This is a genomic window from Anaeromyxobacter paludicola (assembly GCF_023169965.1).
Lineage (GTDB): Bacteria > Myxococcota > Myxococcia > Myxococcales > Anaeromyxobacteraceae > Anaeromyxobacter_B > Anaeromyxobacter_B paludicola.
Window position 1 is genome coordinate 4507982 of sequence record NZ_AP025592.1, and the last position, 21206, is coordinate 4529187.

At 74.6% G+C, this 21206-nt stretch carries 14 protein-coding genes; 3 read left to right on the plus strand and 11 right to left on the minus strand.

Annotated elements, in window-relative coordinates; genetic code table 11:
* Positions 1-30: 30 nt before the first annotated feature.
* From AMPC_RS20090 to AMPC_RS20100, 3 genes are read right to left on the minus strand one after another with little or no spacing between them, the layout of a single operon-like run.
* Complete coding sequence (locus AMPC_RS20090) at positions 31-852, minus strand: 3'-5' exonuclease (protein WP_248343379.1); 822 nt, start codon at positions 850-852, stop codon at positions 31-33.
* Positions 853-882: 30 nt separating this feature from the next.
* A complete protein-coding gene (locus AMPC_RS20095; protein WP_248343380.1) occupies positions 883-1995 on the minus strand; it encodes a cytochrome-c peroxidase in 1113 nt (370 codons plus the stop codon).
* Between the two features lie 44 nt (positions 1996-2039).
* The gene (locus AMPC_RS20100) at positions 2040-3554 is read right to left on the minus strand and encodes a hypothetical protein (protein ID WP_248343382.1); all 1515 of its coding nucleotides are present in this window, start codon (positions 3552-3554) and stop codon (positions 2040-2042) included.
* 73 nt (positions 3555-3627) lie between these two features.
* Between AMPC_RS20100 and AMPC_RS20105 the strand changes: the two genes are divergently transcribed.
* Entirely contained in the window at positions 3628-4842 is a 1215-nt protein-coding gene (locus AMPC_RS20105) for a DUF1015 domain-containing protein (RefSeq protein ID WP_248343383.1), read from the plus strand.
* A 51-nt stretch (positions 4843-4893) separates the two neighbouring features.
* Here the strand turns inward: AMPC_RS20105 and AMPC_RS20110 are convergent, their stop codons facing one another.
* The 8 genes from AMPC_RS20110 to AMPC_RS20145 form a co-directional block, all read right to left on the minus strand.
* Entirely contained in the window at positions 4894-6573 is a 1680-nt protein-coding gene (locus tag AMPC_RS20110; RefSeq protein WP_248343384.1) for a c-type cytochrome, read from the minus strand.
* Between the two features lie 3 nt (positions 6574-6576).
* On the minus strand, positions 6577-7203 hold the full coding sequence (locus AMPC_RS20115; RefSeq protein ID WP_248343385.1) for an SCO family protein: 627 nt from the start codon (positions 7201-7203) through the stop codon (positions 6577-6579).
* Between the two features lie 23 nt (positions 7204-7226).
* Positions 7227-8096, minus strand: coding sequence for a LolA-like protein (locus AMPC_RS20120; protein ID WP_248343386.1), 870 nt, complete (start codon positions 8094-8096; stop codon positions 7227-7229).
* A 66-nt stretch (positions 8097-8162) separates the two neighbouring features.
* Positions 8163-8657, minus strand: coding sequence for a hypothetical protein (locus AMPC_RS20125; protein WP_248343387.1), 495 nt, complete (start codon positions 8655-8657; stop codon positions 8163-8165).
* Positions 8654-16114, minus strand: coding sequence for an Ig-like domain-containing protein (locus AMPC_RS20130; protein WP_248343388.1), 7461 nt, complete (start codon positions 16112-16114; stop codon positions 8654-8656). Before AMPC_RS20130 ends, AMPC_RS20125 begins: the two co-directional genes overlap by 4 nt.
* A 24-nt stretch (positions 16115-16138) precedes the next feature.
* Positions 16139-17605, minus strand: a complete 1467-nt coding sequence (locus AMPC_RS20135) for a multicopper oxidase domain-containing protein (protein ID WP_248343395.1) — start codon at positions 17603-17605, stop codon at positions 16139-16141.
* 11 nt (positions 17606-17616) lie between these two features.
* Positions 17617-19215 carry a multicopper oxidase domain-containing protein gene (locus tag AMPC_RS20140; RefSeq protein ID WP_248343401.1) on the minus strand — a complete coding sequence of 533 codons (1599 nt, stop codon included), beginning with the start codon at positions 19213-19215 and terminating at the stop codon, positions 17617-17619.
* 14 nt (positions 19216-19229) lie between these two features.
* Positions 19230-19484 (minus strand): hypothetical protein, encoded by a 255-nt coding sequence (locus tag AMPC_RS20145; RefSeq protein ID WP_248343402.1) that lies wholly within the window; start codon positions 19482-19484, stop codon positions 19230-19232.
* A 279-nt stretch (positions 19485-19763) separates the two neighbouring features.
* Between AMPC_RS20145 and AMPC_RS20150 the strand changes: the two genes are divergently transcribed.
* Together AMPC_RS20150 and AMPC_RS20155 are read left to right on the plus strand one after the other, a co-directional pair.
* On the plus strand, positions 19764-20522 hold the full coding sequence (locus AMPC_RS20150) for a sensor histidine kinase (protein ID WP_248343403.1): 759 nt from the start codon (positions 19764-19766) through the stop codon (positions 20520-20522).
* Positions 20497-21126 carry a response regulator gene (locus tag AMPC_RS20155; RefSeq protein WP_248343404.1) on the plus strand — a complete coding sequence of 210 codons (630 nt, stop codon included), beginning with the start codon at positions 20497-20499 and terminating at the stop codon, positions 21124-21126. Before AMPC_RS20150 ends, AMPC_RS20155 begins: the two co-directional genes overlap by 26 nt.
* Positions 21127-21206: the final 80 nt, after the last annotated feature.

Below are 21206 nucleotides of genomic sequence, written 5' to 3' on the forward strand. Positions count from 1 at the left end.
CGAAGCGGGGGAGGGCCGGGGAGGGGGCGCTCAGCCGACCCGCGCCGCCCGCTCCGGCTCCTCGCCGAAGAAGGGCGCGCAGCGCTCCAGGAACTCCAGCACCAGCGCCCGCTCCTCCGGCGCGAGCCGCGCCGCGGCCAGCCGGGGGACGGCGTCGCGCGCCTGCGCCACGCTCCGCTCGTAGCCCTCCGGCGCGAGCGTGCCGTCCACGAGCCGGTGGCGCAGGTAGATGAGCCAGGTCTGCAGGACGTCGGTCATGCAGTAGGCGCCGATGCGGCCGTGGGCGCCGGCGGCGTAGAGCCCCTGCACGTCCGCGCCCCCGACCCCCGACTTGCCGGGGAGCCCCACCAGCTTGGCGTAGAGGTCGAGCGGGGCCGAGGTGGCCGCCCCGTCGCAGTTGAGCCGCTCGAGCAGGTCCACGTGACCGGCGGCGCCCTCGCCGCGCGCCTCGCGGAAGTAGGCCGGGGCCGGAACGCCGAGCTTGAGCGAGCGGAGCTCCAGCACCGGGAGATCGAAGCCCCGCCCGTGGAAGGTGACCGTGGTCGCGCCCGCGAGCCGCGCCCAGAGCTCCTCGAGGAAGGCCCGCTCGCCCGCGCCGCCGCGCCGGTCGGTCCAGCAGGCGAGGTCCCGCACCTCGAGGACGCCGTCCCGCTCCACCGCCTCGAGCGTGCAGGCCGCCACCGGGCGGTGGAAGGGCAGGGGCAAGAAGTCGCTCCGGCCGCCGCGCGCCCGCCGGTCGGCCACGATGCGCCGGACCTGCTCGGCGTAGGGCCGCTCCGGCTCGCCGTCCACCGCGCGCACCAGCGCTTCGTCGGGCACCGTCTCGAGGTCGAGGACGAGGTAGCGCGTCACGGAGAGGAGTATCGATCCTCCCCCTGACAGTCACTGCGGCAGGTGCGCCGGGGCCGCGTCGGCGTACCCCTCGCCGTCGAGCGCCTCCATGAACGCGACGAGGTCGTCGGCGTCGCGCTCCGAGAGCGGGAAGCGGAAGATCGCCTCGTCGAGCCCGGGGTTCGGGGTCCCGCCGCGGGCGTAGTGGAACATCACCTCGCGCAGCGTGGCCATCGACCCGTCGTGCATGTAGGGCGCGTGCCTCGAGCAGTCGCGCAGGGTGGGGGTCTTGAAGGCACCGAGGTCGCGCGGGTCGTGGGTCACCTCGTAGCGGCCCCGGTCGGCGAACCCCTCCAGCGCCGGCCGGCCCGGCCCGGGATCCTTCCAGCCCACGCCCAGGTTGTGGAACCTGCCGTCGGTGAAGTTCTGGCCGAGGTGGCACTGGTTGCAGCGGCCGTAGGAGAAGAAGATCGCGAGCCCCCGCCGCGCCGAGGGCGTCAGCGCCGCCTCGTCGCCGGCGTCGAACCGGTCGAAGGCGGAGTTGCCCGAGAGCCGCGTCGCCTCGTAGGCCGCGAGCGCGTCGACCACGCGGTCGAGGGTGATCCGCTCGTCCCCGAACGCCTCGGCGAAGTAGCGCCGGTAGCCCCCGATGCGCGAGACGGTCGCGACCACCTCGTCGTGCGAGGGCCGGCCCATCTCCACCGGGTTCACCATCGGCCCCTTGGCCTGCTCCTGGAGCGAGGCGGCGCGGCCGTCCCAGAAGTACCGGGGGTAGACGGGGAAGGCGCCGTTCACGAAGCTCGGCGACTTGCGCGTGCCGGTCTTGCCGGCGATGCCGGTGGAGTGGGGCGTGGTCTCGGAGAAGGCGTGCTCGGGCTTGTGGCAGGTGGCGCAGGAGACGGTGCCGTCGGCGCTGAGGCGCGGGTCGTAGAAGAGCCAGCGGCCGAGCCGGACCTTCTCCGGGGTGACCGTCACCTGGCCGGCCTTCCAGTCCACCTCGATGCCGAGCGGGGCCGCCGGGAGCGGCCGGAGCGGGTTGTCGCGCTCCCAGGCCGGGGCGGCGCCGGCCCGCGCCGGGTCGGGCGCGCCGGTGGAGCGGCAGGCGGCGAGCGCCAGCGCCGCCAGGGCGGCGAGGCGCGCCGCGTGGGTGCGCGACGGAAGCATGGCTCTCCCTCCGGGGCTTCCCTTGGCCCACTCGACACGGAGCGTCAAGGACCGTTCGGGGCCGGCGCGGGGCCGGGGCGCAGATCCCAGCCGATCCAGAGCGGGCTCCGGTGCAGGAGCCGCGCGCCGGGGTCGGCCTGTAGCGCGTCGAAGAGCGGCCAGAAGGCGGGGTGGCCGGTGTCGCAGACCACGAAGTCGGCCCCGAAGCCCTCGCGGATGGCGAGGGCCGGGTGCGGCGGGGGCTGGTGGTCGAGCTGCCACCAGAGCCGGTAGCGCTCCGGATCGTTCTTCAGGAACAGCACCGGGTCGAGCGCCACGAGGAAGCGCCGCTCCGGCAGGGCCAGCATGAGCTCGCCGGTGGTGAGCCAGTCGCAGGCGAAGACCTGGGCGCCCTCGGGGATGCGGGCGCGCAGGTGCGCCTCCACCTCCGGCGAGAAGTCCCGCAGGCGCAGCCGCATCAGCTCGAGCGGCCCGCGGCCGACGAGGCCGGTGAAGGCGAGCGCGATCCCGAGCGCCGCCGCCGGGAGGGCGCGCCCGCCGCGGCCGCGCAGCGCGAGCGCCAGCGCCGCGAAGGAGAACGGCACGAAGTACTCGACGAAGCGCTGGGTGCGGAAGGTGAGCGCGCCGAAGGCGAGGGCCGGGAGCGCGAAGGCGAGCGGCACCCAGCCCTCGCGCCGCTCCCGCCAGGCGAGCGCCGCGCCCGCGAGCGCCGCCAGGCCCGGGAGGAGGGCGAAGCGGAGCGCCTCGGCCGGCGTGAAGGGCAGGTACTCGGTGCCGAGCTCCACGCCGGCCATGCCCGTCCAGGCGGTGCCCATCAGGATCTGGAAGTTCTGGATCCAGAAGAAGGACAGGATGGCGGGGAAGTTCGGGTGGACGAGCAGCCCGACCGCGAGCCCGCCCGCGGCGGCGAGCGGGGCGCCCCAGCGCGGCCGCTGCCCGGCGGCGACGCGGGCGAGCTCGGCCAGCGCCACGAGCCCGAGGGCGGTGTGCCAGGCGGTGTAGGCGAGCGGGTAGGCGACGCAGGCCGCGAAGAGGAGCCCGTGCCGACGGCGCGCCGCCGCCCAGGTGACCGCGGGCGCGAGCGCCATCGAGAGCAGGTGCGGCCGGACCAGCCCGAGCCGCATCGCGAAGTAGCCCGAGGAGGCGAGCGCGGCGAGCGCCCAGACGGCGCCGAGCCGCACCCGCTCCGCCCGGAGCACGAGGTAGAGCGAGGAGAGGGCGGCGAAGCCGCAGAGCGCGCCCACCACCTTGGCGTCCGTCACCCAGTCGAGCCCGGAGAGCGGGACGAGCAGCAGGTGGAAGAGCAGCTCCTTGTCGGCGTAGTGGCGCGCCAGCCAGCTGAAGGGCGTCCAGGGGAAGGCGTGCAGGAGCCCCTGCGCCCGGATGAGCCGGGCCACGGCGACGTGGTAGGCGGTGTCGGCGTCCCAGGGGATGGGCGTCCAGGCCTGCAGCGCGGCCGCGGCCGCGAGGAGGGCGAGGAGCCCGCCGGCGAGCGCGAGCCGGGCCCGCGCCGGCGAGGCGTGGGGGACCGGGGGCAGCGGCGAGGAGGTCGCGTCCAAGCCGCGGCATCCTAGCCGATGCGGGGCGTCCGGGGGCGTCGCGCCGGGCCGGGCGTTGGTGTAGGAGAACGTGATGGCCACCCTCCGCCCGTTCCGCGCCCTCCGCCCCGCTCCCCAGAACGCCGAGCGCGTCGCCGCGCCGCCCTACGACGTCATCAACACCGCCGAGGCCCGCGCCCTCGCCGCCGGCAACCCCGACAGCTACCTGCGGGTGTCGCGCCCGGAGATCGATCTCCCCGAGGGGACCGACGAGCACGACGAGCGGGTCTACGCCAAGGGGAAGGAGAACCTGGAGGAGCTCCTGGCCCGCGGGGTGCTCCGCGAGGACCCGGCGCCGCGCTTCTACGTCTACGCGCAGCGGATGGGCGCGCACCGCCAGACCGGGCTCGTCGCCTGCGCGTCGGTGCAGGAGTACGTGGACGACGTCATCAAGAAGCACGAGAAGACGCGCGCCGACAAGGAGGACGACCGCACCCATCACATCGACGTGCTCGGCGCGCACGACGAGCCGGTGTTCCTCACCTATCGCGCCAGGGGCGAGATCGACGCGCTGGTCGAGGAGGTGAAGCGCGCCGCGCCGGAGTACGACCTCGTCACGAAGGACGGGGTGGCCCACCAGCTCTGGGTGGTGCCGGAGCAGGCCGGAGCGCGGCTCGAGGCGCTCTTCCGCGAGGTGCCGGCGCTCTACGTGGCCGACGGCCACCACCGCTCCGCCGCCGCCGCCCGCGTGCACGCGCAGCGGGCCGGCCAGCCGGGAGAGCACGGCGCCTTCCTCGCCGTGGTCTTCCCGCACGACCAGATGCAGATCCTGGCCTACAACCGGCTCGTGAAGGACGCGCGCGGCCGCGCGCCGGCCGAGCTCCTCGCCGAGGTGGGCAAGGTGATGGACGTGGCGCCCGCGTCGTCGCCGGCGCCCGAGGCGCCGCTCTCCTTCGGGCTCTTCGTCGAGGGGCGCTGGTACCGCGCCCGGGTCCGCCCCGGCAGCTACGACGCCAAGGACCCGGTCGCCTCGCTCGACTGCTCCATCGTGCAGGACCAGCTCCTCGCGCCCATCTTCGGGATCGCCGATCCCCGGCGCGACAAGAACGTGGACTTCGTGGGCGGCATCCGCGGCGCCGGCGAGCTCGAGCGGCGGGTGAAGGAGGAGGGCTGGTCGATGGCCATCCACCTCTTCCCGACCCGCATCGAGCAGCTCATCGCGGTCTCCGACGCCGGGCTGCTCATGCCGCCCAAGAGCACCTGGTTCGAGCCGAAGCTGCGGAGCGGGCTGTTCGTGCACCGGTTCTAGGGGGCGGGCGCTGCACCCGGCCGCCGCCCAGCCCAGCGACGCGGCCCCGCCTCACGGCACCGCCCACCCGCCCTCCGAGACCACCCGCGTCCCGGCGCCCTGCGCGAACCGGACCACCTGGCCGCCCTTCGAGGCGAAGCGCTGCCCCGGCGCGAGGCCGAGGCGCGGGTAGTAGCCGTTCACCAGCCGGTGGCTGAGGAGCGCCTCCATCCGCTCCACGAGGTAGTCGCGCACGAAGCTGTCGAGCATGTGCCCGAGGGTCTCGGAGAGGATGGCGCAGGCGAGCCAGGTGTCGGTCTGGACGCGCTCGGCCACCACCGGCAGGCGCCGCACCTGGAACCAGCCGAGCGGGAAGCTCATGCGCACCCGCCGCTCCTCGGGCAGGTCGAACGGGTAGGCGAGCCGCGCCCGGGCGCGCCAGGCGGGGGGGAGCGGCGCCCGCTCCAGGCCGCCCATCCGGCCGGAGGCGTACACGGCGGCGACGGGGCCGGGATCGGCGGGGAGCGCCGCGACGTCGCCGGGGCGGAGCCAGAGCACCACCGCGTCGCCCGGCCCGAGGCCGGTGAGCGCCGCCGCGAGCGCGGCCCGGGGCTCGCCCGCACCGACCGTCCGCGTCACCGAGGCGAGCCCCGGCGGCGCCGCCTTCGCGAGCGCCGCGGCGGCCTCCTCGCCCACGTCGCCGGGCCGGACCACCTGCACGAGCCGCCGCACCGCCGCCCGCTCCTGCTCCCGCGCCAGCTCGCGCGAGAGGAGCGCGGCCTCGAGCAGCACGCCCTTCGAGAAGTAGACCGGGTAGAAGTCCCCCTCCGCGACCACCGGCAGGTCCACGTTGGGCAACAGGCAGGGGAGGGCGGCCCGCTCGCAGAACCGGTGCACGGGGGCCCAGGTCCGGCCGCCCAGCCCCGAGATCACGGCGAGCACCGGCTCCGCGGCGAGCCGCTCGTGGAGCTGCGCCTCCCAGCTGTCGGGCGACCCCGACAGCTCCCAGACGTGGAGCTGCCACTTGCGGTTCACCCGGTACATGATCCCGCGCGACGACTGCATGGGCGGGGTGGCGCCGCGGTAGCCGGCGTTCTTGTCGTGGAAGAACTGGCGCAGGACGTCGAGCATCCCCTGGCGCGCCACCGGGTCGGCGTCGGGCGTGACGATGGTGGCGAAGTGGAGCGTGTCGCGCGTCACCCCCGGCTCGGGCGCGGCGCCGAGCTGCTTCAGATACGCGATGAGCGAGGCCATGCTGGCGTCGTCGAGCGCGTAGCGCGGCATGAGGTAGCCGAGCGGCCGGCCCTCGCGATCCTTGCCCTCGCGGATGGCGCGGGCCAGCGTGGCGTCGGTGTAGGCGCCCCGCCGCGCCACGTAACCCTGCACGTGCGGGAGGTCGAGGTCGTCCACGTTCCGCGCGCCGGGCCGGAAGAGATAGCGGCCGAGGATGGGCGGGATGACGGTCTGCCCCTCCCAGCTCCCGAGGCCGCTCCGCCGGTGGCAGGTGGCGCAGGCCGCGAGCGCGCCCTCCACGCCGCCGCCGCCCTCCCGCGCGCCGCGCACCGGCCGGCCCGAGGGCAGCAGCCCCTCGCGGTAGATGCGCTCGCCGGCGCCGGGCGAGGCGGGCGCAGGCGCGGCGGGGCGGGCGCCGGCCGCCGCGGGCGCGAGGAGGCCGGCCGCCGCGAGCAGGGCGAGGAGCCCCGGCCTCGCGCCGGGGCCGCGCCGGGCCGCGGGGGAGGTCGGCGGCCGCATCGCTCACCGCGCCGCGAGGAGCTCCCGCAGCTCCCGCGCCAGCTCCTCGGCCGTGGCGAAGCCGTCGAGGCGCACCCAGCGCCGCCCCGGACCCGCCCGCAGGAAGGTGGCCGGCGTGTGGTCCATCTTGTCACCGCGCCAGGCGTCGAAGGCCCGCTGGGCGGCGACGCTCGCCTCGACCGTGCCGGTGTAGAGCCGCCACTGCGGGCCGGCCCCCATCCTCTTGCCATAGGCGCGCAGCCGCTCGGGGGTGTCCTGCTCCGGGTCGATGGAGATCGACACCAGGTGCACGCGGTCGCGGTCGCGCCCGAGCGCCTGCTGGAGCTGGGCGAAGGTCCGGCTCATCACCGGACAGATGGTGGTGCAGGTGGTGAAGACGAAGTCGAGGACCACCGGCCGGCCATCGTCGAGCTCCTCGGGCAGCGTGACCACTTTGCCGTCGTCGCGGACGAGCGGCACGCGCGGCAGGACGTAGTCGGCGGTGGAGCGCCGGGCCCGCTTCAGCTCCTGGGACCCGCCGTGGTGGCAGGGAGGCTCGGCCCCGTCCTCCCCGCGGGCGGCGCGGGCCGGGAGAGCCAGGGCAGCGGCGACGAGGGCGGAGAAGAAGAGGGGATGCGCGGAGCGGCTCATGGCAGGCACCTCGGGGGTTCGGGTCAATCGGCCTTGGCGAAGCGGGCGTCGTCGAGCTCCGGGTTCACCGCCACGCGCTCCACGGTGAGCTTCTCGGACCCGGGCGCGCCCTCCACGGTCGTCTCGAGGGCCATCGGGAAGAGCAGCCCGTCCACGGCGCGGTAGTCGCGCAGGTACGTGAAGACCGGCCGCACCTTGCCGTCGATCCGCCGGCTCCCCTCGACCTTCACGTCGAGGTAGCTCTTCGCGTCCACCCAGACGTGCCGCACCTCGCCGTCGCGCGAGGTCACCGCGAGCTTGTAGGCGTCCCGCCCGTCCACGGGCTCGGTGCCCACGAGCCGCACCCGGCTGCCCTGCGCCTCGTAGTCGAGGAGCGGCCCCTCGAGCTCCGACTGCTGCGAGGCGACGCGCAGCTCCTCGGCGGTGAAGGGCTCGACCTCGCGGCGGCCGAGGAACGGGCGCAGCTTGAAGCCCCGGGTGCCGTCGAAGACCTGCACCGCCGTCTGGCCCTGGAACTTCACCTCGACGCGCGACATGCGTGGCCGCTTCAGCTCCATCGCGAAGGGGAGCTGGACCTGCCGCTCCGGGTCCCCCCGCCGCGCCAGCGCGCGCCTCGCGCCGGGCTCGAGCCGGGCCTGCGACGGCAGGTAGGACCTCGCGAGGCGCGCCGGGTCCCGCGGCCTGCCGGCCTCGAGCCGTCCCGAGATCGAGAGCGCGCGGACCTTGCGCCAGGCGGCGAGCCCGCCGCGCGCGGCGGCGTTCCGCTCGGCGATGGTGGCCGCCTCCCGCTCGTCCCGTGAGAGGTGGCAGCCCGCGGCGAGGAGCGCGAGCGGGGCGGCGAGGCGGACGAGCGCGGCGGCGGGGTGAAGGTGCTGCGAGAGGCGTCCTGGCATGGTGAGTGGCTCCCGATGTGCTCCGTCTGCGTGTCCCGCGGGCGCGGCGCCGGCCGGCCCGCGGCGCTACTCCACGACCAGCCCTTCCGCCCGCAGGTCGCCCACGGCGAGGGTGACGCGGCCGCCCCGCTTCACCAGGCCGCCCGGGTTCCCGAAGATCATGAAGTAGGTGCGGTGGCGCTCGAGCGGCGCGACCTGCCGCAGCTCGCCCACCTTCTCCATCGCCGGCACCGCGAGCGCGGTCCGGGTGGCCTCGTCGATGAGGAACGGCCGCGTCCGCCGGTCGGTGAGGGCCGCCGCCCGCGCCGGGTCCACCACCCGGTAGTCGAAGCGCAGCATGGAGCCGGAGGCGACCCGCCGGACGCCGACCACGTCCACGCCCCAGCTGCGCTGGAGCTGCCGGCCGCGGCGGGCGCGCCAGGCCGCGGCGGCGCCGGTCGCCGACGAGGACCCGGGCAGCGCCCCCGCCCCGCCGGAGCGGGCCGGGGCCCCGGCGCCCGCGGTCGGGGCCGCGAGCAGGAGGAGGAGCCCCGCCAGCCCCGCCGCGCCGCCGGCGCTCACCGGACCACCCCCGCCGCCCGGTTCGCCGCGGCGACGAGCGGCGCCGCGCCCTGGTACTCGTCGGCCCCGATGTCGTAGGCGCCGGCGAGCGGCCTGGGCTGGCCGTCGTAGTCGTGGTTGGGCACGGACCCGTTCGCGGTCCCGGCGTTGTAGGCCGAGGAGGCGGTCCCGGAGAGGTGGTAGTCGCCGAACGCGGTCCCGGTCACCGGGCTCGCGAGGTAGAGCGGCCCGAAGCGGAGGGTGACGTAGTTGTTCCCCTCGTCCACGGTGGCGGCCACCTGCAGGTTCTTCACGTTCGGCGGGTCGATGACGCTCGGGAGCTCGGGGGCGGCCCGCGCGCCGTTGCAGTACGGGGTCACGAGGCGCGGGTCGCCGGAGGTGTTCCCGCTCCCGGCGTAGCCGGCCGTGCTGGTGAGCACCGCGAAGGACGGCGCCAGCCGGCGCGTGCCGGGCGTGGCCGCGGCGGCGTCGCCGAGGACGCCCAGATCCCAGTACTTCGCGCCCGCCGGGCACTGGCCGCTCGTCGCCTGGTCGGCCAGGACGGTGCACCCGGCGCGCACGTCGGCGAGGCTGTTGCCGACGCAGAGCCGGCCGTCGCCCGAGTAGAAGAACGACCGGTTGCGCCAGATGACGTCGTTGAACAGCTCCGGCTGCGAGATGGCGTTCGAGCTCCGCAGGCCGCTCGTCGCGAACTGGGCCAGCAGCGCCGGGCTGGTGGGCTCGGAGACGATGCCGGAGGGGCCGGGGCGGCCCACGCCCGCGGTGCCGGTGGTGGCCGCCGGGAGCGGCACGCCGCCCGCGAGCACCACGCCGGCGGTGCCGGTGCTGTCGTTGCCGGCGATGGTGTCGTTGTCCACGAAGGCGCGCACGGTGTCGGCGAGCGAGATCCCGCCGCCGGCCCAGGCGGCGATGTTGTCCACGATGAGGTTGTTGGTGACCGTGACCCGGTGCCAGCGCGCCGGCTGGGGGAAGGCGGTCACGTCGGCGCCGTTGACCTGCTGCAGCCGGAGGCCGCCGCCCTGGCCGCCCTCTGCGAGGTTGCCGCGGATGAGGTTGGCGTCGATGGTCAGGTCGCCCGCGCCGAGCGAGACCGTCCCGGCCACCGGCGGCTCGCCGCCCACGAAGATGCCGCCGCCGTGCGTGGCGCCGGTCTGCTGGAAGCTCTGGTTGAAGAGGATCTGGTTGTTGGCGATGACGCCGCCCTGGCTGAACCCGAGGTGGCCCACGCCGCCGCCGTCCGAGGCGCTGTAGTTCCCGCAGATGAAGTTGTGGTCCAGGCTGTAGCCGTCGGTGCCGGTGCAGATCGAGACGCCGCCGCCCGCGCCGCCGAAGCCGTTCGGGCCCTCGACCGTGCCGTTCTTGGTGATGGCGTTGTGGTGGATGCGGACCCCCACGTCGTAGCCGAAGCCGGCGATCCGCTGGTTGTGCAGGAGCACCCGGCCGGCCGCGTCGCTCGGCAGGGCCTCGAGCTCCAGGTAGGGGACGCCCACCCGCACGCCGCCGTTGAAGGCGCCGGCGTTGCCGTAGATCCGGTCGTTCGCGATCTCGAGCCCGTGGGCCCAGCCGTTCACGTACACGCCGCCGCCGGCGTCCCCGCCCGTGACGCTCAGGCCGTCGATGCGGGAGGGGGCGCAGAGGAAGTTGCTCTCCGAGCCGACCGTCCCGGCCGACCCGCAGTCGCTCGCCGGCAGGTTCTTCGCGAGCACGGTGACGCCGGCGCCCTCCTCGCTGCCGAGCACGGTCGGCTCGAGGAGCACCACGCCGCCCGTGATCTCCTGGGTCGGGAGCGGGTCCACCTGCGCCGGGCCGAGCTGGTTGCCGGTGATCGGGTCCACGTTGAAGAGCTGGTTGATGCGGGGGCGCCACTGGTCGAGCTTGGAGGTCGGGTACTTGGCGGCGTTGATGACCACCGAGGCGGCGCCGACGCCCTGCAGCCGCACCGGCTTCCACATGATGACCAGCTCGTTGTACGTGCCGGCGTCCACCAGGATGAGGTCGCCCGGGCGCGCCAGGTCGATGGCGTCCTGGATGGTCTGCCCGGCGGCGGCGCTCACGTAGGTCGGCGCGCGGCCGCCCACGGTGACGGTGACCGCGTCCACGGTGGACTTGCCGGCGGCGGTGGTGATGGAGAGCTCGCCCGTGGGCGTGCCCGCGGGGACGCGGACGGTGATGGCGCCGTCGCTCCAGGCGCTGACGCTGGCGGTGAGGTCGCGGGCGCCGATCCTGAGCTGGCCGCGCGCGCTCCCGAAGCCGTAGTGGCGCGTCACGGTGGCCTGGCTCGCGAGCCCGCCCGTCGCGAAGGGGCCGGCGTAGGCCGGGTTCGGGACCCGCTGGTCGCCGAGCGCGAGGATGGTGAGCGTGCCGCCGGCGGCCGGGACCCAGGGCCCGAAGCCGCTGCTCCCGTCCACGCGGAGGACGGCCGGGGTGGCGTCGGGGTAGGCGCAGTCGGCGGGGTTGTACCCGGCGGCGAAGGCGGCGATGGGGACGACCGGCGTGTCGAGGTAGGTCGTCTGCCCCGGCATGTACGGGTTCGTGTAGCAGAAGTTGCTGTAGGCCGGGTTGTAGCTCGGGTCGGTGATCATCTTCCCGGTCGCCGGGTCGGCGATGGGGCCCGGGTCGTTGATGCAGGTGACGAGCATGTTCGGGCCGTAGCCGGAGGGCGTCGGCGGGTTCACGAGCCAGCTCGAGGGGGTCATCATGTTGTAGGCGCCCCACTGGTCGCTGTAGGTGCGGGCGATCTCGTTCCCGGTGAAGTCCTTGATCGACACCGGCACGAAGGGCACGGAGGCCTTCTCGCCGAAGTCGGGCGCGAACGCGTTGAACTCGGAGGTGGCGTCGTCGAGGATGATGCCGGTGTTGTTCGAGGCCACCGGCACCTCGGTGAAGACGAAGAAGTTGGCGCTCGACTGCATCTGATCGTTCAGCACCACCTTCTTGCGGTCGCAGAGCGGGCGGTCCATCCCGGCGAAGGGCGCCACCTGCTGCGCCTGCGGGAAGAGGCTCAGGTAGTCGGGCACGCGGTGGAGGCTGCCGACGCACTCCGGGAAGGTGGCGGCGTTGCTCACCGTGAAGGACCCCAGGTTGGTGGTGGGATCGCTCTGGAAGCCGGGGTCGCCGGTGCCGGGGTTGTTCGGGTTGGCGTTACCGAGCGTGGCCTGGTCGGGGAGGATGAAGATGCTCGCCAGCGCGCCGAACTGCTGGGTGGCCGGGGCGACGAAGGTGTCGCCGATGAGGATGTTCTTGTCCTCCTCCTTCACCACCTCGTAGCCGGGCGGCGTGACCGCCTCGACCACGTAGGTCCCCGGCGGCAGGCTCACCAGCGTCTGGCCGGCGGCCTTCTGCGCCGCGGTGAGCGGGTGGGCGGCGACGTAGGCGGCGCTCGGGAAGGTGTAGCGGCCGTCGTACGGCGCCGCCTGCACCTGGTTCCAGGAGTGCCAGCCGTCGTAGCAGCGCTTCCGGTCGGTGCCGCCGAGCGTGTACTGCGTGAAGGGATCGGTGGGGCTCTGGCCGGGGCACTGGAGGTTGACCTGCGCGCCGGCCGGGTAGGCGGCGGCGGGCGCGACCGCGCCGGTGGCGGGGACGCGCAGCAGGCCGTCCGAGCCGAGCAGGTACTGCTGGCCGTTCGCGCCCTGCACCAGGTTCACGTAGTCGTCCCAGCTCGTGGTCCGGGTGGTGTCCACGAGCGCCAGCGTCTCGGAGCCGTCGGCGAGGGTCTGCTTCGCGTAGAGGTTCACGGTGACGCGCGGGACGAGCGGCTCCCAGATGGTCTGCACGTTGAACCGCATGTCGTCGAACGGGCGGGTGGAGGAGTAGACGACCGTCCCCTGGATGCCGCCGTTCTCGCCCACGGCGTAGGGAGCGCGGCCCCACTCGACGCGCGAGCGCTGGCTGATGAAGCCCTGGAGGCCGTAGCTGAGCGCGCCGGGCTGCTCCACCCGCTCGGACGTGCCGTCGGGCGCGTAGGCGTAGGTGGACGTCCAGAGGCCGGCGCCCGGGCCGGAGGCGTCGGGCTTGCCGCCGCCGTCCACGTAGATGTGCACGCCGGTCTGCTTGAAGCGGGTCGTGTCCGCCTCGGCGACGTACCAGTTGAAGAGCGGGAAGAGCTCGGCCAGGAGCCCGTTGCCGTTGCTGTCGGTCAGCGTGGCGTTCGAGGGGGCGCCGTTGCGGTAGCGGACCGTGAGCGGCACGTTCGAGATGCCCTGCTCGCCGGCGTCGAAGCGGCCGTTGCCGTTCGCGTCCATGAAGATGTTCTGGTCGTACTGCGTGAACCAGCTCAGCACCGGGATGTTCCCGAGCGCGACGGTGGTGGTGTTCGGCGGCACCGTGACCGCGACGTTCTGGATGATCTGGTCGAGCCACTGGTCGAAGACGGCCAGGTCGTAGCTACCGGCCGGCACGCCCGCGAGGCTGAAGTTGCCGTCGGGGTCGCACTGGGCGGCGGCGACCGCCGGGCCGTTCCCGCCCTGCGAGTTGAGCACCACCTGGCAGGTGGTGGAGGCGAGGAGGTCGTAGGAGCCCGAGTCCCAGAGCGTGACGTCGGAGGGGCGGGACATGTGCTGGTTCGTCACCTTGCCGGTGACGACGCCCGTGCCCTGGAAGCCGTTCGCCGCGGCGTAGCTCGCCACGTGGGCCGGGTTCACGAAGCCGATGGTGACGTGCGGGCCGGGCGGGCCGAACTCCTGGAAGTAGACCGGCTCGTTCACGCCCACGAAGGCGTCCTGCGCCTGGGTGCCCTCGAGCGTCTCGGTCTGCCACCAGACCTCGCCCGCCCCCTCGCGCGCCGCGCCGGGGTGGGCGATGACGTCGTAGCGGGCCGGGGTGAGGTTCTTGATGAGGGCGTGGCCGGCGAGGGCGTAGACCGCGGGGTCGCCGGTGTAGCCGGGCGGCGGGTTGGGGCAGGTGTAGACCACGCCGACCAGGTTGCCGGTCGCGCTCGTGCCGGTGCCGTTGGTGGCCCGGTTCTGGTCGTCCGGGCAGCCGGGGCGGCCGAGCAGCGCGTTCGAGAGCGGCATGTTGAAGGCGTCGTAGGTCTGCTGGCCGGCGACGTCGCCGGTGCGCCCGGCGGGGTCGTTGAGGATGATGTTGAAGCCGCCGAGGCCGCTCTCGGTCGGCTCGTCCTGGCCGTTGGTGGGGGAGGAGTCCTCGTAGACGTAGATGCTCATCTGCGCGGTGGGCAGCGGGGTCGCCTGGAGCTTCACCTTGAGCGCCGCCCACTTGCCATTCACGAACCGCACCTGCGCGCCGCCCATGGTGTGGCCGGGAGGGCTGCCGTCGCCGGGGAGGATCGAGAGGTAGTAGCGCTTCGTCGGATCGAGGGCCGCCTGGTCCGGCGTCGCCTGCTTCGCGAGCGCCTCGGCGTCGGTGACCACGTGGCGCGTCCCGCTGGCGGGGTCGAGGACCGACTGGCCGCTGCCGCAGCTCGTCGGGCCGACGCAGCCGGTCGCCACCACCGTCATGTGGCTGCGGTGGAAGCTCGTCGCCAGCGTGCGGGTGGAGAGGGCGGGGGTGGCGCTGGTGTCGTGCTGGAAGGTGAGGTCCTCCTGCATCGTCCAGCGGTAGTCGCCGAGGGCCGCGCCGGTCGAGGCGTCGGCCACGGTCACCGGCAGGCCGGCCACGCTGCCCGGCGCGCCGAAGGTGACGGTGACGGTCGCGGGGGCGCTCGGCGTCCCCTGCGAGTTGGTGGCGACGTAGGAGAAGCTGCACGAGGCGCCGCTGCCGGTGGCGGTGAAGGAGCCGTCGGCGGCGAGCGAGACCGTGCCGCAGGTGCTGCCGGTGACGCCGCCGGCGGTGAGGGCGTAGCCGCCCGGATCGACGTCGTTGGCGAGCACGCCGGGGCGCGGGGTGGTGAAGCGGCCGAGGAGGGCGCTCGTGTAGGCGTCGGCGTTGGCGGTGGGGGCGGCGCCCTTCGCGCCGACGGTCAGGGTCACCGCCGCGGTGAGCGTGGCGACGCCGTTGCCGAAGTAGGTGAAGCCGTCGGTCCCGCTGTAGCCGGGGGCGGGCGCGTACTGGAAGCTGCCGTCGGCGTTCAGTGTCAGCACGCCGTGGCTCGGGCCCGAGCCGGTCACCAGCGCGACGCGCGAGACGCCGACGTCGTTGGCGGTGACGTTCCCGGAGATGGCGGTGTTGTAGGGCACCTTGAAGGCGTCCGGGTTGGCGGCCGGGGTGATCGCCACCGGCAGGTTGCCCGGCGTGCCCGGGATGGTGAGCCCGCCCGCGGCGGCGACGGCGCCGGCCTGGTTCACGAGCAGGAACCCCTGCATGCCGCCGTCGGGGTGGTTGGCGGTGCTGAGGCTGAGCTGCCGGTCGAAGACGGGGTAGGTGGCGGGGGCGAACGACTTGCCGTCGGCGCTCGCCGCCGGCTTCACGAGGACGTCGAAGGTCTTGCCGGCGGTGAGGAGCACCTCGTTCTGCACCTTGGGCAGGCCCGGGGCCGGGTTGCCGTCCTCGGCGAGGAGCGACATGGGGAGCCCCACCACGGCCGGCACGTGGGTGCGGGAGCCGGCGTTGAGGAGCCGCAGCAGGGCGTTGCCGCTCGAGTACGCGGCGCCGCTCGCGAGGGAGAAGGCCGACTTGCCGGGCGCGGTCCGGTCGAACGACGCCCCGTTGATCATGAAGTAGGTGGGGGCGTAGTTGACCGCCGCCGGGTAGCAGCTGGGCTTGCAGGTGGGGTCGTCGAACCGGAGGTTCACGTCGGTCCTCGCCTGCGCCGCCGCGTCCACCGCGGCGTTCTGCACCGGGTCGAGCTCGCTGAAGAGCAGCGCGGCGTCGGCGTCGTAGGCGGCGCCGGGGTAGGCGAGGCCCGGCCCCGCGGTGACCACCAGCACGCCGTAGAGCCCCATCGGCACCTGGAGCGAGGGGAGCGTGCCGGTCTCGTAGAGGTAGGTGCCCGGGCGCAGGCTCGGCCAGGTGAGCGTGGCCGTGCTCGCGGCCGCCACCTCGGCGCCGAAGGAGCGCACGCGCTGCCCCTGCGCGGGCGGCACGAAGGGCGCCGGGGCGGGGGCGTTGCCGGGGAAGGTGGTGAAGGCCTGGCCGGAGTGGACCGGGCCGTCCATCATCTGCGGCGCGCCGACGCCGCCGCCGAGCTGGCCCAGGATCACGAAGGAGGTCGGGACCGGGAGCTCGTTGGTGAGCGTGATCTGGAGCGAGTCGCCGGCGGCGGCGACGATGGTCGGGCCCGGCGCCCAGTCGGTGCCGCACGAGCCGGTGGCGCAGTAGCCCCACATCGGCGCCGGGGTGCCGTCGCGCAGGCCGGTGGTCATCCGGCGCGCGGTGAGCGCGATGGCCGTGCCGTTCACGTTGGCGACGGTGAGGCGCGCGGCGGCCTTCGCCGTCGCCGCGAGCGGCGTCGCCTGGGAGCTCCGGGTCCCGGACCGCTCACACGAGACGCCTGTGACCAGCATCGCCGCGGCGCCCGCGAGGGCCGCCCGGCTCACACCACGAGGGAGGCTGCGCAGCATGGGAATCTCCTCGGCCGAAGGGCGCTAGAGCGTCTCGTCGATGAACCAGGCGGGCGGGTCGATGAGCAGCATCGACATGATGCCGCCCGGGAAGACGTCGTTCGTCGTGATCTCGCGCTCGTTGTGCGAGTGCCACATGTACGCGTAGCCGGCCTGCGGGTTCTGGTTCAGCGTGCCGGGCGGCTCGTTGGTGCCGGTGAAGGAGCCGGTGCTCTGGATGCCGAGGTAGGGCGTCCCGCCGTACCACTGGCCGATGGCGACGATGGTCGGATCGGGCGGCGTCACCGGGATGGGCTTCAGGTGATCGGCGCACCACTCGCCGGCGTTCGGGTCGGTCTTGATCGCGTGGTAGCCGGAGGCGTCGGGGATGCAGCGGCTGCCGTCCCCGGCGCGGTGGTTGTAGACGTCCCAGTTCAGCCCCTTGCCGGTCCAGGTGAAGATCTGGTCCTGCGTCTGGCCGGAGACGGTGGGCGTGGTGAAGAGCAGCGGGCCGGCGAGCGAGGTGCCGTCGGCGGCGCTCAGGAGGAGGTTGCCGTCGCGCGCCAGCACGCGGGCGTGGTTGCCGTGGAAGTGGAACGGGTGCTGCCAGCGCCCCTGGCCCACCATCCGCATCAGCACCTTCTCGCCCGGGTGCATGTGCGGGTTGGCGTTGTAGGGCTGGTGCGGGTAGCCGGCCGCGTAGGGCGTGTCCATGTCGTCCGGCAGCGAGCGGCCGTTCAGGAGGAAGTAGTTGGGGTGGTAGGGCTCGGTGACGGCCTGGATCGCGGGGCACGGCCCCACCGGGCAGGCCTGCACCTGCGCCAGCGCCTGGTCGTGGATCCGCGAGTCGAGCTCGCTCAGCTGGAACAGGTACTCGCGGTCGTAGCAGGTGGCGGCGTGGCCGTACGCGGCGGGCGCGAGCGAGAACGGCCCGCGGACGCAGCCGCCGGGCGGCGTCGCCGGGAGCACCACGATCGCCCCGTAGAGCCCCATCTCGATCTGCAGGTCGGCCTGGGTGCCGCTGTGGTACGCGTGCGTGCCCGGCGTGCTCGCCACGAAGGTGTAGGTCACCGTCCCGCCGCCCGGCGCCTCCTGGGCCAGCAGCCCGGCCACGCCGCCGGCGCTCGTCACCTGGAAGCCGGGGAAGACGATCGAGGTGTTGCCGGCGGCCGGGGGCAGGGCGTTCCGCAGCGTCACCGTCACCGACTGTCCCTGGGTGACGATGAGCGTCGGCCCGGGCAGCTGCATGGTCTGCGGGCAGGTGGGGGCGGGGCCCTGGGCGCCGTTCGGGCGCGCCGGCAGGAAGCCCGCGGGCGCGCCGTCGCAGCCGTAGCCGAAGGCGTAGATCGAGGCGCCGTCGGGCTGGCTCACGAAGTCGGCGCTGGCGACGAGGTGGAAGGAGGGACCGGTGATGCCGGGGACCGCCGCGCGGGCGGGGGCGGCGGGGAGGGCCGCGCCGGCCGCCGCGACCAGCGCCGCGAGGGCGCGCGTCCGATTCGTCGAGGGCGTCATGGGGGCGGCTCCTAGAAGACCTGGATCTCGGTCATCATCCCGCCGAAGTTCTCGGCGTCGTTCGACAGGTGGTCGAGGTTGGTGGAGTAGAGGTAGTAGGTGCCCGCCGGGACGTTGCTGGCGTCGAGGATCACGTCGGCCGACTCGCCGCCGCCGAGCGTGAGGGAGTTGGTGTCGTAGTAGAGGTTCCGGCCGGCGAGGTCGCGCAGCAGCCGGGCGTTCTGGGCGATGACCGTCATCGGGATGCCGACCGTGCCGAGGGTGGTGAACTCGGTGACGCTCAGGTCGGAGATGCGCAGGAGCGCCCGCGTCTGCCCCTGCGACTTGGCGATGCGGATCACGCTCGGGAGCGGCTGGGCCGGGCGGGCCACCCCGTCGGCGGCGACGGTGGAGATGGCCTTCGGGTTGACGGTGTCCGGGTAGCCGCGGCCGCTCAGGAGGAAGTACTTGTCCTTCATGTCCGCGAACGGCTCGGGGTTGAAGGTCATCCCGACGTAGTGGAAGTTCGGGTCGAACCCCATCATCTGGATCGGGTACTCGACGTCGTAGCGGGTGGAGCCGTCGCCGTCGTTGTAGGCGTACTTGCCGCCGCCCCTCGCGCCCGTGTCCACCGCCGGCGCCGGCGTCTGCCCGGTGCAGAGGAGGTCGGAGCAGCTGAGGCCGGTGGCCGAGGGATCGACCGCGGCCCGCTTGTTGGCGGCGATCAGCGCGTCGCGGAGCGCGTCGTTCGGGCCGAGCCGGTCCTGGCGCGGGCGCACGTAGAGCTGCCCCACCATGCCCATCTGCAGGTGCTCGGGCGGGGTGATGTGGCAGTGCCAGAAGTAGGTCCCAGCGTCGGGGGCCGTGTAGTAGTAGGTGAAGCTCCCGGCGATGTTGATGGCCACCGAGGCGTCCGGCACGCCGTCGAAGTAGGACGAGGCGTTCGGGTAGCCGTGGAAGTGGACCGTGTGCTGCTCGAAGAGGTCCGGGCGCATGATCATCCCGGGGTTGCTGAGGGTGAGGAAGAACTCGTCGTCCTCGTCGATGGCCATGAGCGGCGCCGGCGCGTTCCCGGCGAGCACGCCCATGTCCATGATCCCGGCCGGCTCGGTGATGCCGCCGTTGTTGGGCGTCGGCGCCCAGTTGGGCGCGTGGGCGCAGGTGCCGGTGACGTCCGGGCAGTCGGCGACCGTGACGCAGGCCTCCCCGGCGTTGGTCCCGCCGCCGCAGGTGCCCGCGCCGGCGCTCGAGTAGTTCGGCCCGAGGTAGCCGAGGTTGAACACGTCGGCCGGCTGCGTGCCCGGGAGCCCGGCCTGGACGTCGGCGAGCCCGGAGAGCGGGCTGAAGCCGAACAGGTAGATCTGGTGGCCGTCGGCCATGGTGGCGAAGCCGTCGCCGCCGCCGACCTCCTGGCACTTGATCTGCCCGGGGTAGCGCGCGTCGGGGGCGCAGGCGCCGCCGGGGCAGTCGGAGGCGGCGGAGCAGGCGGCGCCCGCCTTCGTCCCGCCGGAGCAGGCGCGCGGGTGGAGCGCGGTGGCGGAGGGGCACTGGACGCGGAAGGACTGGGCGCGCGCGGCGGTCGCGGACAGGCCGAGCGCGAGGAGGAGGGCGAGGCGCGGGATCCGGTGCATGGGGCGGGCTCCTCTCAGGGGCGGGGCGGCGAGGACTTCGAGGCCGTCGCGGGGCTGGCGGGGGCGGCGGTGGCGCAGCCGGCGCCGGCGCAGCGCGCCTTGCCGGCGGGCCGCGCGGCGCGCTTCAGGCGCGCGTGGTGGGCGGCGGCCCGGTGGAGCCGGTGCCCGCGGGCGGCGAGCGCCGGGCGGGGCGCCAGCGCCAGCGCCAGGGCCAGCGCGGCGGCGAGCGTGGACGGGAACGGCAGGCGGCGCCTCGGGCGGGTGGTCATGCGGTCTCCCTCGATCTCCTTCGCGCGTCGCGACGCGCGGCGGCGTGGCCCCCCGGCGGCTGCATCCGCTCGCAGGACGTGCGGGGGGCAGGTCGGCTGCTGATGTGCCCCTCGCGCCGCCGGGCGGCCTCCGGTCGCTCCCCGACCTCAGAAGGGGAGGGGGCCTTGACTGACTCGGGGTTCCCTTGGTCGCGGGACGTGCTTTCGACCGACCCCGCGCTAGCTTTGATGAGGATCAAGCCGGCGAGAGGGGCGCCAGGCCGATCCTCGGGAGCCGACGTGCTTCACGAGCTGCGCAGGGAAGACGCGCACACCGGTCCGGGCCGCCGCTCGGCGCCCGGAACGGGGGGGGGCTCCCGGCGCGGCAGCGAGCGGCGGCGCCGGCTCCAGGCCCGGGAGGACGAGCGGTCGCGCATCTCGCGAGAGCTGCACGACACCACCGCCCAGAACCTCTCCGCCGCCGTGCTGGGCCTCTCCCGGGCCCTCGGGGTGCTCGGCGACGGGGCCGGACCGGCCGCCCCCATCCTGGTGGACGCCCTCGCGCTCTGCTCGGCGAGCCTGGAGGAGGTCCGGACGCTCTCGTACCAGCTCCGGCCGCCGCTCCTCGAGGAGGGGGGCCTCGGGCCGGCGCTGGAGTGGTACGCGGGGGTCTTCTCCCGGCGCTCCGGGATCCCGGTGGAGCTCACGCTCCCCCGCGAGGCGCGGCGACTCCCCCGCGCCCTCGAGTCGGCGCTCTTCCGGATCGCCCAGGAGGCGCTCTCGAACGCGCAGCGCCACTCGGGCTGCGCGCGGGTCGCGCTGCGGCTCGCCGTCGAGGAGCGCGCCGCCCGGCTCGAGATCGAGGACGACGGCCCGGCGGCCTCCGGCCTGCAGCTCGTCTCCGGCGCCCGGCCACCTGGAAAAGGGCTCCAGGGGATGCGCGAGCGGGCCCGGGCCGTCGGCGGGCGGCTCGCGCTCGAGCGCCCCGCCGGCCTGCTCGTCCGCGTCGTCGTGCCCCGACGGAGGTGCGCCCGTGCTCCAGATCCTGCTGGCCGATGATCACCCGGTGCTCCGGGCCGGCGTCCGCGCGCTCCTCGAGTCGCACGAGGGCTGGCGGGTCTGCGCCGAGTGCGGCGACGGGGCCGAGGCGGTGCGGCTCGCCGGCGCGCTTCGGCCGGACGTCGCCATCGTGGACCTGTCGCTGCCCGGCCTCGACGGGCTCGAGGCGACCCGCCGCGTCTGCCGGGCGAGCCCGGGCACGGCGGTGCTGCTCTACACCATGCACGCCTCCGAGCTCCTCGGAGAGCAGGTGCGCCGCGCCGGGGGGCGCGCCTACGTCCTCAAAGGGACGCCGGCGGCGCAGCTCGTCGAGGCGGTGGAGGCGCTCGCGGCGCGGGGCACCTGGTGGGCCTCCGGCGCGGCGCTCCGGCCGCCGAACGTCGCGGCGCGTCCGTCGGGGGACCTCGCCCGCCTCACGGCGCGGGAGCGGGAGGTGCTGCTGCTCCTCGCGGAGGGGAACAGCAACGCCGCGGCGGCGCGGGCCCTCGGGATCGGGGTGAAGACCGTCGAGACCCACCGCGGGAACCTCATGCTCAAGCTGGGGCTCGCGTCGGCGGTGGAGCTCGTTCACTACGCGGTGAGGAACCGGCTCGTCACGCCCTGAGCGAGCGGCGCGAGCGACGGCTCAGATCGGAGCCTCCCGGGGGGCCGGGGATGCTAAGCTCGCCCGGGCGCCGGGCCGCG

What these genes read in the sequence shown, in the direction of transcription:
- AMPC_RS20110 (WP_248343384.1), bottom strand. Translation starts at nt 6,573, where the DNA reads ATGCGGCCGCCGACCTCCCCCGCGGCCCGGCGCGGCCCCGGCGCGAGG.
- AMPC_RS20145 (WP_248343402.1), bottom strand. Translation starts at nt 19,484, where the DNA reads ATGACCACCCGCCCGAGGCGCCGCCTGCCGTTCCCGTCCACGCTCGCC.
- AMPC_RS20105 (WP_248343383.1), top strand. Translation starts at nt 3,628, where the DNA reads ATGGCCACCCTCCGCCCGTTCCGCGCCCTCCGCCCCGCTCCCCAGAAC.
- AMPC_RS20135 (WP_248343395.1), bottom strand. Translation starts at nt 17,605, where the DNA reads ATGACGCCCTCGACGAATCGGACGCGCGCCCTCGCGGCGCTGGTCGCG.
- AMPC_RS20115 (WP_248343385.1), bottom strand. Translation starts at nt 7,203, where the DNA reads ATGAGCCGCTCCGCGCATCCCCTCTTCTTCTCCGCCCTCGTCGCCGCT.
- AMPC_RS20140 (WP_248343401.1), bottom strand. Translation starts at nt 19,215, where the DNA reads ATGCACCGGATCCCGCGCCTCGCCCTCCTCCTCGCGCTCGGCCTGTCC.
- AMPC_RS20130 (WP_248343388.1), bottom strand. Translation starts at nt 16,114, where the DNA reads ATGCTGCGCAGCCTCCCTCGTGGTGTGAGCCGGGCGGCCCTCGCGGGC.
- AMPC_RS20095 (WP_248343380.1), bottom strand. Translation starts at nt 1,995, where the DNA reads ATGCTTCCGTCGCGCACCCACGCGGCGCGCCTCGCCGCCCTGGCGGCG.
- AMPC_RS20120 (WP_248343386.1), bottom strand. Translation starts at nt 8,096, where the DNA reads ATGCCAGGACGCCTCTCGCAGCACCTTCACCCCGCCGCCGCGCTCGTC.